The following is a 12,568-nucleotide window of genomic DNA, read 5'->3' on the forward strand; positions in this document are numbered from 1 at the left end:
TGGCATACAGGGCGGCAGTGGTGTGTCTATCGTCATAAATTCAAAATTCATTCGGTGTGTTCCTCCTTTTTCTTTGCTCGTTTGGATAAATAACGGGGGCAGTCAATCACAACCGCCCGGAAGCTCTGCCTGCACCCATGCTGGCATTTCCGGCATAATTCGTTGTAAGTGACACGCCCCCGGTCATTGAGGTAAAAGGAAAGCTCCTGTTTCCTCTTTTTGCTCATTCTCGGCATATTGCGCTTCCTCCCGTTTTTGTGTATGGTTTCGGGGCGATTTTCGGAAAAATTACAGCCATAGAGCCGCCTAAAATCTCCCGAAGTATCAGCGATAGGGTAGACTATCCCCCTATCAGATTGTCGTGTTTCGGTATCATTTCGGTGTTAGTTCGCCAGTTCTCCCCGGTGTCGTTCCTCCCCTGAATCTCACAGCGGCGTATCGCTCCCTTTGGTACGCTCGTTTCGGTCAGGGTTCCTCCACATCCCTGCCAAAAGTCATGGCACTACATCGCCGGGGAAGCATATCCCACACAGGCTGGTCATTCGATTGGAATAATCCATCGATGAACTACCTGTATCATAGAACATTTTTGTACCCTGTGCCGTATGTCCACAAAGTAGGAATTAGGGGTAAAAAGCGGAAATTTCCACGATTGCGGAAAGTATGATATAATCCAATTAAGCGGCAGCAATCAAACCGCCGGAAAGGAGCGTGCGCCCATGAAAGGAGCAACAAGCATACAGGAACGCCTTTGGGAACTCCGCAAGGACAAAGGCTTAAATCTGGAAGAATTATCAAAGCTGACGGGCATTTCCAAATCAGCTCTTGGAAATTATGAAAAAGAAGATTATAAGGAAATCAATCATGGCAACCTTATCACGCTGGCAGACTTCTATGGGGTTTCCGTTGATTATCTACTGTGCCGGACAGAGAACCGGGAGCAGATCAACACGCCATTAAGGGAGCTGCATTTGAGTGATGAGATGGTAGCACTTCTGAAAAGCGGTCGGATTAACAACCGTCTGCTGTGCGAACTTGCCACCCATAAGGACTTTATCAAGTTTCTTGCGGACATTGAGATTTATGTGGATGGGATTGCCACCATGCAGATTCAGAACCTCAACGCCCTTGTCGATACCGTCCGGCATGAAATCATTGAACGGTATCGCCCCGGCGAAGATGACCCCCATTTGAAAGTGTTGCAAGCCGCCCATATCAGTGATGATGAATATTTCAGTCACATGGTACGGGATGACCTCAACCTGATTATCCGGGATATTCGGGAAGCCCATAAAAAGGACAGCGAGAGTGCACCTCAGACCACCGTTGCCGATGAACTGAAAGAAAATCTGGAAGCGGTTGAAAATTTCAAGGGCAGCCGTGATGAAAAGCTGGTTGTCCTTTACTGTAAGCAGCTTGGTATCAACTATAAAAATCTGTCAGATGAAGAATTTCGCTGGCTGATTCGGATTCTCAAAAAATCAAAGAAAATGGGAACGCCTATCAGCCAGAGGAAAAAACGATAAAGAAAAACCGCTGTTGCATGGTTTGTTGGCTTCCATGTAGCAGCGGTTTTTGCTGGGATTATTCAGTTGAATTTTTAGCACGACAAACTGGAATTTATTTTGGCAAATCATCTTCCGCTTTAAAATTCACATTACTGTCATCGATCGAGATTGTGATCGTGTAGTTATAGATTATACCATCTTCTGTTTCCAGCCTAAATGTTACCGCACCACCTCCGAGATACTGAAAGTCAGGTTCGTCAGACATTCTTGCATATGTGCCATACTGTTGAAAGTATCCGTCTGCATCAAAGAACGCAACATTGCTTGTTTGCTCCTTATCGTTCCGGAAGAGTACTGCACCAACACGGTCACTAGCATGATCTGGAATTAAAACACAGTCTATGTATTCCCAATCTGTTTCTTGCACAAGAGAGAACATCGACACAATATCTTGTTCAGACCAGATTTTTCCTCCATTCAGATTACTGATATCTGTATTCTGAACCGGATTGCTGGCAGAATCTGATGTTTCTGGCATGGCGTCTTTGCTGCTGCAGGCGGACATTCCTAATACACAAACCGTCATGAAAATAAAAAGCAATGCTCTCTTCATATGAACACCTCCTCAAATTCCGATTTCTCAGTTTCAAAAACTGGAACTTATTCTTCGAATTTTTTATGACACTTTGGACATTCTTTAGGGATCGGCCTATAACCAACAAGTGAGCAACCGCAATAAGGACATTTCATCATGGTGAGATGATATACAATACCACCAATAACAACCATTGCACCGATCAGCAGGCATAGGTTTACTCTGTACTCCTTTGCCGTCATTGCTCCTATTACTGCGAGCAATATCCCTATCATCAAAATGATCCAAGAAATGGCAGCCTGCTTTTGTGGGCTATTGTTTTTCATATAATCACACCCCCTCTACAAATTCCGATTTGTCTTTCTCAAAATCATACCATAAAAACGATTAACTGAAAAGAGAACGGAATAGAACAGGAACAGGAAAACCAAAGAAGAAAAGTAGAGGAAGATAACAAAAACGCCCGGAACGGGCGGCGTAAGCAGAGCATCTGGTGGATAAAGCCGGATGCTCTTTTTCTTTCCCTTTTTCATTTTAAAATACCAAAAAATATTATAGAGGAATAATCAATGATATTAAATACAACAATGTGGGTAGAGGCGCGTTTAGGCGTAGACATCCAGAAAGAAATAGCCTTTACCTATGCAAATGTGCTGGCGGTTCATACTGATCAGAGGTTTACGGTATATTCGGATGGCGGATACTGTATGATTGCGTATGAATGCGGCGGGCGGCATGTGGTGCGGACGCAGGCGGTGTATTTCGGAGCGGATCTGGATGTCGTGATGACGAGTGCGGATGGAGAGTATTACCTCTGCGTGGCATATGAGTATGAGAAGATGGTAGAGGAAGAAAAAGGGACGGTGTATGAATCGTGAAGGGCGGTGCGGAAGTGAAACAAGAGGTGGAGTGCTGTTTGAACTGCAAATATTGTGTTTCTTTCCCACGAAATAACCGCTATGGTGACATTGATTACTTTTGCATGGAAACAGAGTTTTTCTTACACGGGGTTAGAAAGGACAGAAATAAGTTCGAGCGTTTTACTCCGGGAGGAAGAAGGCTGGAGTGTAAGTTTGAGCGAAGGGTGGAAAAGTAATAGGGATAGAATCACTGAAGGAGGGGGCAACGTGTGCTGCAAGGCAATTAAAGATATGATAGAAAGTAAAGAAAAAGAAAATACTATTAATCTCTATAAGAACGGCGTATCTATAGAAATTATTGCAAAATCTTTGAGTTTGCCAATAGAAAAAATTCGTTCATGGATTTTATCTGCTGGTTTACAGATTTTGTAAACTATTATAACAATATTCGCCAAGAGCTTCTCTTAATGGGAGGCTCTTTGAAAATGTAGAGAGGGAGAAGAAAAACAGTATGTTTGAAAATTATATTTTTCCAGATTCGCAGGAAATGTACAATTTATAAGAGGTATTGGAAGAGCTGCTTTCAAAAGGTGATTATCCTATGGGACTTGGAGAGGGATCTGAAGTATATGCGGATCCTTCATTGGATTTTTTACTCCAGGTTCTTTTTACATCTGTGTCTACTCGAAGTGCTCATTTATCGCTCTGGGGTAGCAAAGCCTATGAGTATATGCTGGAAGATATCCGGATTGGAAGATATCAGAATCTTTCTATTGGAGAATTTGAAGAAAAACGCCAAGCGTGGATTACGGATGTCAAAAAGACAGAAAATCCAATGCTTCGGATTGCAAAAGCTTTGAGATATGGTCGGGAAGTAGATGATTGGGAAACGAAAAAGCACTTTTTGGATCTGGTTGCAGAACAAAAAGGCTTATTAATGTCTATGGAAGTGTGCGGTAATATGGTGGGAAAAGGATATTCTTTATCGCAGATTGCAGAAATTGTGCCATGGGTGACCAAAGCAGATATTTACGGGCTTTCCCATATGTTGAAAAAGCCACTTGAATTGACGGAAGAGGAACTTCGAGAAGTTGAAACAGAATATAAGAAAACCGGCGAACCGGTTATATTAAAAGAGGTTTTTGATGAGGCAGATAAGAAGAAAGATTGATATGGTTGACCGCTGCTGTGTCACCGTGGTATAAAGGGTATATAGACATTGTTCTTGTTTTAGGACAATCCTGAGAGGGGGATTACGAATGAAAAAGAGTTTTAGAATTTTGGGTTGCACGATGGCACTTGCAGCAATGACCGCATTTCCTGCTTTTGCAGAGATGCCGACACAGTACAGCGAGCTGATCAAATCTATTCAGGATGATTTTGCAAATGGACTACCAGCATACAATCAGAATACAGATGATTCACAGATGTCGATGTATTACGATAATAGCCATTATCGTACTGGTGATTTATCTGGATATGCGTATGCACTTATGGATCTTGATGGAAACGGAGTGGATGAACTTCTTTTTGTGGAAGCCTCGGATTATAGCATCGATGATATCTGGACTGTAGAAAACAGCAATCTGGTGCATGTAGCGCATGGATTTGTGAGAAGCGCATATTACCTTAGTGAGGATGGTCAAATTGTAAATGAATGGAGTTCAGGGGCATATGATAGTGGAACAGACTATTATAAGTTGCAGGGATCCACTTTGGTGAAAACAAAGAGTGAGAAGAACCCGGAATATCGGAGCTTTGTTATAAAACCTATATCATATACCACATTTGATGGGAAACCATATTATATTAATGTGGCTACGGATTATTCAAAAATCCATATTGGCGTAAAGGCTGATGCGTATGTAAATCCAAGTGTGAATTTCAAAGAATATGATGATTGCTATGAAATTCCTGTTGGTGTCATATATTATACGTTTCCTCTTGTGCCTGTTGATGAATATGATAATTTTGCCGGAACAAATGCGAATTCCAATTTTAGGTTTACAAAGGATGCAAAAATCAGTTATATCAACTGGGATACATATGAGAAAGACAGCATGTCTGTAAAAGAATATTTAGAGAAGAATAATGGAAATTTCCCAAGCTGTATTGATGTTAATTCATACAATTCGGCAGGATATATCACGGATGCATATTGGTATTGGGCAGGTTGATAAAGTATTCCCCAAGCGGTTGATCAGAAATGGTCAGCCGCTTTTTTTTTGCCTAAATTTCCCGTCTTGACATCTAAGTAGGAAAAGTTTAGAATAAAATAGAACAAATGTTCGATTGCAAGGAGGGCAGATATGAAGAGGGTCATTTTTCACGTGGATGTCAATTCTGCCTTTCTGTCCTGGGAAGCCTGCTATAGAATCCACCATCTGGGCGGAAAGCAGGATTTACGGGAGATAGTGAGTGCTGTGGGTGGGGATCAGGAAAAACGGCACGGCATTATCCTGGCAAAATCCATCCCGGCAAAGAAATTTCACATCCAGACTGGAGAAACGGTTGTTTCCGCAAAAGAAAAATGTCCTGGCCTGATTTTAGTCCCCCCGAACTATGATCTCTATAATAGATCCTCAAAAGCCCTCATAAAACTGCTCTCTGAATACACAGACAAAATTGAACAATATAGCATTGATGAAGCTTTTCTGGATATGACTGGGTGCTGTGATGATCCAGAGCAGACGGCTCATGAAATCAAAGATAGAGTGCACGCAGAACTGGGATTTACTGTTAATATTGGCGTTTCAGAAAATAAGCTTCTGGCAAAGATGGCTTCTGATTTTACAAAGCCGGACCGAGTCCACACTCTCTGGAAATCAGAAATCCAAACGAAGATGTGGCCGCTTCCAGTGAGTGACCTGTTTTATGTGGGCCATGCATCGCTTAATAAGCTCAGAAAACTCGGAATTCATACCATTGGAGAATTAGCGAAAACAGATCCAAGCATCTTACAAGCTTATATGAAATCGCATGGGCTGCTCATCTGGCAGTATGCAAATGGAATTGACGACTCCAGACTTATTGACACACCGCCACCAGCCAAGGGCTATGGGAATTCCCTCACGACCCCGCAGGACGTTACAGAGCCCAGCATCGCAAAGCAATACCTCTTATCCCTCTCCGAAACCATCGCTGCCCGACTGAGAGCCGATAGCGTAAAAATCGGCGTTGTTTCTATCAGCCTGAGAGACTGGGACCTACACTTTTATGGCCACCAAATCACACTTTCTGTGCCAACAAATCTTACAATGGAAATTTACCATGCTGCCTGCCAGTGCCTGTCAGAACTATGGGACGGCATCCCTCTGAGACATCTTGGAATTCATACCAGCCGCGTCACAACGGACCAATTCCGGCAGATGCAGCTATTCGATACCATCGATTATGAGAAGTCAAAAAGAATGGAAAAAACAGTGGACCGGATTCGGAAAAAGTATGGAATGGACAGCATAAAAAGAGCCTGCTTTTTATCTGTACCGGGAAAACAGGAAATGGATCACATGGCAGGAGGAATCAGCCGAGAGAAAAGAACGGTTGATTATACGAAGGAACGGATATTATAATGAAGGAGTTGATGCGGCATGGCAGGATTTGCGGATGCGACGAAATATGGAATTGAGGTGGACAGCGGGATTCCGAAAGGCAACATGTATCATATCGCCTGCATGACCTGGTTCACTGCGACTGGACAGACCATGCCGCGATATTTCAAATTTGAAGACGATGCCGGTGATATCCAGACTGTGAAAGACATTCTGGTTAAGTATACAGAAGAAAAGAATTACAGCGGCATTCCAAGTAAAGAGTACGGATGTGAAGCTGTGATCGGCGGGCTGATCCGGGAATTTAAGCTGATTTTTTATTTGGAAGCGTGTAAATGGGTGATGCTGATTTGAGGTGATTGAGATGTGCGGAAGATATTTTGTAGATAACGAGATGTGGCGAGAAATTCGGAAGATATGCAAGCAGGTAGATGATTCCAAATTGCGGGTAACGGCAGGGGATGTACGACCAACGGATCTGGCACTGGTACTGACTGGAAAGGAAAATATTCAGCCGGAGCAGATGCAATGGGGATTTACGAGAAAATATCAAGACTGGTTGCTGATTAATGCCAGAGTGGAAACCATACTGGAAAAGCCTATCTTCAGAGATAGTGTGCGGCATTGCAGATGCGTGATTCCTGCGGCGGGTTTTTATGAATGGAATAAGGACAAAGAGAAGGTTACTTTCACGATGCCGGAATCAAAAAATCTTTATATGGCTGGAATCTGGCAACCAACAGAAAATCATAGTCAGTTTACCATTCTTACAACCGCACCGAACAAGTCTATGCGTCCGGTCCACGATCGCATGCCGTTAGTATTAAAACCGGAAGAAATCATTCCATGGATTCAGGATTGGGACAGTGCAGAAAAGCTATTATATAAAACACCTCCGTTATTGGAGCACAAGCAGGAATATAAGCAGTTGTCTATTTTTACTATATAGCGTTATTCATACCTTGAATTATCAGACTATAAAAATGCCATAATAACGGTATTTTGAAAAATATGCACAAAGATTTATCAAGTAGCAAAAAGTGTCTAAAAACTGTATTATTATTCAAAAAATAGTGCTATACTTACATCATAACATTATCCAGATATTGATAATATAACGACGGAGGTAATGAGTATGAAAAACAAAAGATATGCAGCTTTGGTGATGGCAGCGATTTTGGCGGCATCAGCAGCTATGCCTACAATGGCAGAAGTGGTGATTGATGGAACCAATGTTGCATCAGGAACAACGGTAGATTCTGTAAATGTTTCAAATGGTGAAGCAGATGCAGCGGTATCTGTATCAGATGGAGATTCCGTTTCTGTAAAAGGCGATGTAGATGCAACAGCCACTGAAAGAGTAGGCGTGTCTGCCGACAATGGAAAAGCGGAGATTGGTGGAAATGTAAAGACAGAAGATATTGCGATTGATGCTGAAAATAAATCGGATGTCAGTGTGGAAGGAAATGTCGAAGGAGACAGAGGCATATGGGCTGATGACTCCAAGGTGTCTGTAGGTGGAAATGTATCAGGAAAAGATAATCCAGGTATAGAAGCTATGGACGGAGCTACTGTTGACGTTGGAGGAAATGTCACATCAAAAGAAAACGCAGGTGTAGAAGCAGGAAAAACAAATAGTGCGACAGATGAAACCGGAGCAACTAAAGTTACGGTGAAAGGTGACGTTGTATCTGACGAGGGAATTGGAATTGATGTTTCAAATGATTCAATCGTAGAAGTAGGTGGGAATGTAAGCGGTAAAGAAGGGGGAGTAAAAGCAATCGGAAGCTCTGAAAATCCAGATGCTGGTAAAAAAGAAGAAATTGCTAAAGTTACAGTAGGTGGCAATGTATCAGCAGAAGGAACCGGAGTGTATGCTGAAAATGCTGACGTAATTGTAGGTGCCAATGTTAAAAGTACGGAATCAACGGCAGTTGATGCATGGAATGCGAATGTAAGTGTAGACGGAGATGTATATGGATGTTCTGGCATTAAAAATGCGGATTCTGATATTGCTATAAAAGGAGACATAACAAGTAACGGTGGCGCAACTGTCGGGATTTTCGGAACAGGAAAAACGACTACAATTATTGGCGGCAATGTCAAAGCTACTGATAGCAAGGATATTATTTTAGATGTGTCAGAGAATGAAAATGCAGATTCAGAACTTGCGATTGCTGGAAAAGTCGAAAACGAGAAAAATAATGCCCAGATAACAGTAAGACTTGATGATGAAGGTAAAGTGACCAACTTACCGGAAATCATTATCGGTGAAATTGAAAATATCAATAAACTTGATATTATGGGAACTCCGGACGGGACAGAGCCAACCAAAGTTTCAGATGATCTGAAGAAAGAAGTCCTCGACAATATCAAATACATCGTCAGCACCAATACAGACAGTCTGAACGGAAATGGTACAATCACTGTTACCAAAGTCGGTGGTGGTTCTCTGGATAAAGACAAGAGTGGACTTTATGAAGTTGGAAAAGCTACTGAAACCATTACTATTCACGTTGCAACAAAGGACGGTTATGAAGTATCCGAGATTAAAGCTGGCAAGGCAACTGCATCTCTTGTCAAAAATGCAGACGGTACCTATTCTGTAACCATTCCGGCAGGTGGTGGCGTTAATATCGAGGCTTTGATCAAGGCAATCGAGACAAAGGCTGTTTATACATCTTCTTCTGATGACGATGACAGCTCCAGCAGCAATGGTACTCCTTCTACATGGGGTTCTAATGGAGCAAACTGGACCTTCACCAAAGCAAATGGTCAGAAAGCAAAAGATGAGTGGCAGCAAATCAGCTACAATGGTACATTGTACTGGTATTACTTTGGCGCAGATATGAATATGTCTACTGGATTATTTACAGATGCAAGCGGTCATCAGTATTATCTGAATCCGACAGAGGGGGCTTTAAAAGGAACCATGGCAACCGGTTGGGTTGAAGTAGATGGCAAGTGGATGTTCTTCAATGACGGAAGCGTGTCAGATCTTCCATTAGGCTGCTATGTAGCAAGCATGGTAAGATAGCGCATATCTATACAATAATCAAGGAGTCTGAGAAAACCTCTCAGGCTCCTTTTCACATTCAAAAAACGAACTCAGTTCGTTTTCTAATTTCTTATCCAAATGTTCCCTCCACCGCTGTAATAGTCACCTCAGTGCGCGGATTTTCTTTATCCCAGTATACGCGGCTTCCATCCGTAGAAACAATGATTTTTGCATTATCATCAGCTAATACACCGTAATGAACCAGAATATCGTGCAGCGCTTCATTAAGATTGGTCAGATCCACACGCCGTCGGGTCGGCATATAAAATTTTGCGGATACATTGACTGGCTGATTAATGCCAAGTGCTTTTAGAAAAACAGAGCAATCTTTCTCATAATGCCCGTACTGCGCAGACGGCCGTACAAAAGGCGTTTTCTTTCCACCAGAGTTGTTTTTCCAGCAGATTTGCTGGTGATTTTTCTTGGTGATCGGCGGAAGCGGGATAAGAATCTGAATACTCCCGTCGGAAAGTGTTGTGGTTTCTGTCATAGAATATGTCCTCCCATAGTTTGATATACAGAATATGGCGGACGAATGGGAAAATAAAATCACTTTCAACTGGCAGTTGATTTATTGGGCGGGCAAGGTATGGTAAGGTATAAATAGGCGCTAATAGAAGATATTTAGAGAGGCGTGCACCATATTAATATAGAAATCACTGAAAGGGGCGAATAGAAATGCTTGCAGATAATACATATTTAGGAATTTTGCGGGCTGCAATCAATGTCCAGACCGGAGAGCCACATACAGATTGGCGCGAATCGTATGTCAATAGGAAAGGATTGATAGTTATTGATCCATCGCATAGCGTGCCGGGAAAATATGTAGTCTACCTTTTTATGCCGTTTTATAACTATTTTCACACTTCCAGGGGAGACCTGCAGATATCGGAAAAGAAAATCAGAATAGAAACAGCACATAGTATTTATGAGTTTGAGATTGATCCAGATTGCGTCCCGAAGGAAGAAATCCCATTTCTGCAGGCCGAAGCAGAATGCTATTTTACGGGGAAAGCACAGATTGGGGATTTCTATTTCCCACAAAGTCCGGAGTACATCGAGGCGGCATCATGTCAGAGATTAAAGAAAGGGTGAGGAACGTGATTTATTATATTAGTGATTTGCATTTCGGACATCGAAATGTGATAGGTTTTGATAAACGACCGTTTGCAGACATTGACGAAATGGATCGGTGCCTAATCAACAACTGGAATGCCCGTGTCCGGTCAGAGGATACCGTCTATATTCTTGGCGATTTCTGCTACAAAGGCGGAAGGGCAACTAAGTGGTATCTGCAGCAATTAAAGGGTCATAAGGTTCTGATTATTGGCAATCACGATGAAAAAACCTTGCAAGATCCAGAGGCAATGAAGTATTTTGAGGATGTAAGGTTAATGATGCATGTCACGGATGGGGACAAGCAGATCTGTCTCTGCCATTTTCCAATCGCTGAATGGAATGGTTATTACCACGGTAGCTGGCATATCTACGGTCATATTCATAACAGAAAAAACGAGACATACGAATTTATGAAGACCAGGGAGCATGCACTGAATGCAGGCTGTATGATCAACAATTATGCACCTGCCACTTTCGGGGAACTGGTTAAAAACAACAAAGATTTCTAAATGAAATAGATAGGTGAGAAAAGGAAGAAGAAAAATAATGTTTGGTTTTGTTCCAAATTTTCTCTGAATGTTCTATGAGACAGCACGTATGTGTGGTAGAATAGAAACAGAAAATCCCCCTTGCTGTATGTGTATGGCTGCAAAGCTACAAGGGTGGACAGATGGCGTAACCTGCAACCATGCGCGGGCGATTGCAAAGCGGGGATCATTCCCCGCCGCCATACGAATAAGGTAGAATAGAAGCTGCAAATCGGAATTTGATGGAGGAACGATTATGAATAAAAAGAAAAAAATAACCATATTGGTATGTACTCTTTTTATGGTGTTTAGTTTAGGGGCTTGTGGAAAAACAAAAGAAGATGCAGTTGTTGTAACACAGCAGGAAAGCAGCCTACAGATTGAAAGTATGGATGAGGAGACGACATCAGAAGAATCCACCACTTTTAATAACGGTGAAGAAGATGATATAGAGCTAAAAGATACAATTGAAATAGATTTCACCTATGATTACACAGAAGATATCAAAGCGGATGTTGCCTATGTGGCATCAAATTCATCCTCTCTTCAGGAGGAATTAAAGAATATCGATACAATTACCCAAAAATACACCTTGCTGGCAGAGTCTGCGCAGACTCAAGGAGAGATGAATGTGGCATCTCAATGGCTTTATGTGATTTGGGATACGGAACTGAATAATCTTTGGAGCAGATTCAGTAGCTTGGCAAATCAGGATACTAAAGAAATGGTTCTTGAAGAACAGAGAAACTGGATTGCTATGAAAGAAGAAGTAACATTAATGAGCCTTGGTTCTCAGGAGGAAAATGGCAGTATGTATCCTATGCTTGTAAATTCCCTTTGGAAAGAAAAAACCAAGAACAGGGCTTATTTCATTGCAAATGAGCTGGCACAGATTGAGGGAGAATCTTTTGCCATGCCGGAAGCATCTACAAAGTACGGTTTGTTTGTCGATAACCAGGGAACCGATGCCGTGTACAGTTCACTAATCACTCAACAAAGCTGGGATGGAGAAGATGAGGCGATCATTTCTGTCTATAGGCTGGGTGAAATAGAAGGAAGTTTTATTGATAATGGAAATGGAAACCTTGATTTCACATCGGATGACGGCAGCATTAAGGGAACTATCCAAATCAACGGATGGAATGGAGCAACTTTTGAAGTCACGGAAACAATAGGAGCAGTTCCATTCTCTGTAGGGGAGAAATTTGAGTTTTCTTTCGCATTTTAGTCTAAAAGATGGTGATTTAAAATTATGCGAAAGTAGCCATCCCGATGACTTGTCCAATTTGTAGAGAATGGAAACTTCCAATTGTGCGCCCAGCTAAGGGTGTGTAGTCAAGCCGGTGGGAA

16 protein-coding genes are annotated in these 12,568 nt (G+C 42.1%); 12 read left to right on the forward strand and 4 right to left on the reverse strand.

All coding sequences use genetic code 11. The features are described 5' to 3' along the window. Positions 1–47: 47 nt before the first annotated feature. Positions 48–236: a hypothetical protein gene (locus tag DWZ40_RS18490; protein WP_118544280.1), complete on the reverse strand. Its 189-nt coding sequence runs from the start codon at positions 234–236 to the stop codon at positions 48–50. A 483-nt stretch (positions 237–719) separates the two neighbouring features. Here DWZ40_RS18490 and DWZ40_RS18500 point away from each other — a divergent pair, with 483 nt between their 5' ends. Further along, positions 720–1,526, forward strand: a complete 807-nt coding sequence (locus DWZ40_RS18500; RefSeq protein WP_004798082.1) for a helix-turn-helix domain-containing protein — start codon at positions 720–722, stop codon at positions 1,524–1,526. Positions 1,527–1,620: 94 nt separating this feature from the next. On the opposite strand, the gene DWZ40_RS18505 is transcribed toward DWZ40_RS18500, so the two are convergent. Further along, positions 1,621–2,121 (reverse strand): hypothetical protein, encoded by a 501-nt coding sequence (locus DWZ40_RS18505; protein ID WP_004798083.1) that lies wholly within the window; start codon positions 2,119–2,121, stop codon positions 1,621–1,623. 47 nt (positions 2,122–2,168) lie between these two features. Next, positions 2,169–2,429, reverse strand: coding sequence for a hypothetical protein (locus DWZ40_RS18510; RefSeq protein ID WP_004798084.1), 261 nt, complete (start codon positions 2,427–2,429; stop codon positions 2,169–2,171). A 243-nt stretch (positions 2,430–2,672) separates the two neighbouring features. Here DWZ40_RS18510 and DWZ40_RS18515 point away from each other — a divergent pair, with 243 nt between their 5' ends. The 8 genes from DWZ40_RS18515 (at position 2,673) to DWZ40_RS18550 (ending at position 9,551) form a co-directional block, all read left to right on the forward strand. Further along, positions 2,673–2,981 carry a hypothetical protein gene (locus DWZ40_RS18515; protein ID WP_118544281.1) on the forward strand — a complete coding sequence of 103 codons (309 nt, stop codon included), beginning with the start codon at positions 2,673–2,675 and terminating at the stop codon, positions 2,979–2,981. A gap of 81 nt (positions 2,982–3,062) precedes the next feature. Then, entirely contained in the window at positions 3,063–3,395 is a 333-nt protein-coding gene (locus DWZ40_RS18520) for a hypothetical protein (protein WP_118544282.1), read from the forward strand. Between the two features lie 169 nt (positions 3,396–3,564). Beyond that, on the forward strand, positions 3,565–4,134 hold the full coding sequence (locus DWZ40_RS18525) for a hypothetical protein (protein ID WP_118544283.1): 570 nt from the start codon (positions 3,565–3,567) through the stop codon (positions 4,132–4,134). An 88-nt stretch (positions 4,135–4,222) separates the two neighbouring features. Further along, positions 4,223–5,140: a hypothetical protein gene (locus DWZ40_RS18530; protein WP_118544284.1), complete on the forward strand. Its 918-nt coding sequence runs from the start codon at positions 4,223–4,225 to the stop codon at positions 5,138–5,140. 132 nt (positions 5,141–5,272) lie between these two features. Further along, on the forward strand, positions 5,273–6,535 hold the full coding sequence (locus DWZ40_RS18535; protein ID WP_118544285.1) for a DNA polymerase IV: 1,263 nt from the start codon (positions 5,273–5,275) through the stop codon (positions 6,533–6,535). An 18-nt stretch (positions 6,536–6,553) separates the two neighbouring features. Next, positions 6,554–6,868 carry a hypothetical protein gene (locus DWZ40_RS18540; protein WP_118544286.1) on the forward strand — a complete coding sequence of 105 codons (315 nt, stop codon included), beginning with the start codon at positions 6,554–6,556 and terminating at the stop codon, positions 6,866–6,868. Between the two features lie 10 nt (positions 6,869–6,878). Beyond that, positions 6,879–7,463, forward strand: a complete 585-nt coding sequence (locus DWZ40_RS18545; RefSeq protein WP_118544287.1) for an SOS response-associated peptidase family protein — start codon at positions 6,879–6,881, stop codon at positions 7,461–7,463. 186 nt (positions 7,464–7,649) lie between these two features. Next, entirely contained in the window at positions 7,650–9,551 is a 1,902-nt protein-coding gene (locus DWZ40_RS18550) for a hypothetical protein (RefSeq protein WP_118544288.1), read from the forward strand. Between the two features lie 91 nt (positions 9,552–9,642). Here DWZ40_RS18550 and DWZ40_RS18555 read toward each other — a convergent pair whose 3' ends face one another. Beyond that, positions 9,643–10,062 carry a RusA family crossover junction endodeoxyribonuclease gene (locus DWZ40_RS18555; protein ID WP_118544289.1) on the reverse strand — a complete coding sequence of 140 codons (420 nt, stop codon included), beginning with the start codon at positions 10,060–10,062 and terminating at the stop codon, positions 9,643–9,645. 350 nt (positions 10,063–10,412) lie between these two features. Between DWZ40_RS18555 and DWZ40_RS19895 the strand changes: the two genes are divergently transcribed. From DWZ40_RS19895 to DWZ40_RS18570, 3 genes are all read left to right on the forward strand, one after another. Continuing rightward, complete coding sequence (locus tag DWZ40_RS19895; protein WP_147354208.1) at positions 10,413–10,667, forward strand: hypothetical protein; 255 nt, start codon at positions 10,413–10,415, stop codon at positions 10,665–10,667. Between the two features lie 5 nt (positions 10,668–10,672). Then, positions 10,673–11,200, forward strand: coding sequence for a metallophosphoesterase (locus DWZ40_RS18565; RefSeq protein ID WP_118544291.1), 528 nt, complete (start codon positions 10,673–10,675; stop codon positions 11,198–11,200). A 274-nt stretch (positions 11,201–11,474) separates the two neighbouring features. Beyond that, positions 11,475–12,446, forward strand: a complete 972-nt coding sequence (locus DWZ40_RS18570; protein WP_243035388.1) for a lysozyme inhibitor LprI family protein — start codon at positions 11,475–11,477, stop codon at positions 12,444–12,446. Positions 12,447–12,568 lie beyond the last annotated feature (122 nt).

Origin of the sequence: Clostridium sp. AF32-12BH, assembly GCF_003477935.1 — a bacterium.
Taxonomy (GTDB): Bacteria; Bacillota; Clostridia; order Lachnospirales; family Lachnospiraceae; genus Brotaphodocola.

Bases quoted from the DNA above. Each gene is read 5' to 3' on its own strand.
- DWZ40_RS18525 (WP_118544283.1), top strand. From the start codon at position 3,565: ATGGGACTTGGAGAGGGATCTGAAGTATATGCGGATCCTTCATTGGAT.
- DWZ40_RS18540 (WP_118544286.1), top strand. From the start codon at position 6,554: ATGGCAGGATTTGCGGATGCGACGAAATATGGAATTGAGGTGGACAGC.
- DWZ40_RS18515 (WP_118544281.1), top strand. From the start codon at position 2,673: ATGATATTAAATACAACAATGTGGGTAGAGGCGCGTTTAGGCGTAGAC.
- DWZ40_RS18570 (WP_243035388.1), top strand. From the start codon at position 11,475: ATGAATAAAAAGAAAAAAATAACCATATTGGTATGTACTCTTTTTATG.
- DWZ40_RS18535 (WP_118544285.1), top strand. From the start codon at position 5,273: ATGAAGAGGGTCATTTTTCACGTGGATGTCAATTCTGCCTTTCTGTCC.
- DWZ40_RS18550 (WP_118544288.1), top strand. From the start codon at position 7,650: ATGAAAAACAAAAGATATGCAGCTTTGGTGATGGCAGCGATTTTGGCG.
- DWZ40_RS18520 (WP_118544282.1), top strand. From the start codon at position 3,063: ATGGTGACATTGATTACTTTTGCATGGAAACAGAGTTTTTCTTACACG.
- DWZ40_RS18490 (WP_118544280.1), bottom strand. From the start codon at position 236: ATGCCGAGAATGAGCAAAAAGAGGAAACAGGAGCTTTCCTTTTACCTC.
- DWZ40_RS19895 (WP_147354208.1), top strand. From the start codon at position 10,413: ATGCCGTTTTATAACTATTTTCACACTTCCAGGGGAGACCTGCAGATA.
- DWZ40_RS18505 (WP_004798083.1), bottom strand. From the start codon at position 2,121: ATGAAGAGAGCATTGCTTTTTATTTTCATGACGGTTTGTGTATTAGGA.
- DWZ40_RS18530 (WP_118544284.1), top strand. From the start codon at position 4,223: ATGAAAAAGAGTTTTAGAATTTTGGGTTGCACGATGGCACTTGCAGCA.
- DWZ40_RS18545 (WP_118544287.1), top strand. From the start codon at position 6,879: ATGTGCGGAAGATATTTTGTAGATAACGAGATGTGGCGAGAAATTCGG.
- DWZ40_RS18555 (WP_118544289.1), bottom strand. From the start codon at position 10,062: ATGACAGAAACCACAACACTTTCCGACGGGAGTATTCAGATTCTTATC.
- DWZ40_RS18500 (WP_004798082.1), top strand. From the start codon at position 720: ATGAAAGGAGCAACAAGCATACAGGAACGCCTTTGGGAACTCCGCAAG.
- DWZ40_RS18510 (WP_004798084.1), bottom strand. From the start codon at position 2,429: ATGAAAAACAATAGCCCACAAAAGCAGGCTGCCATTTCTTGGATCATT.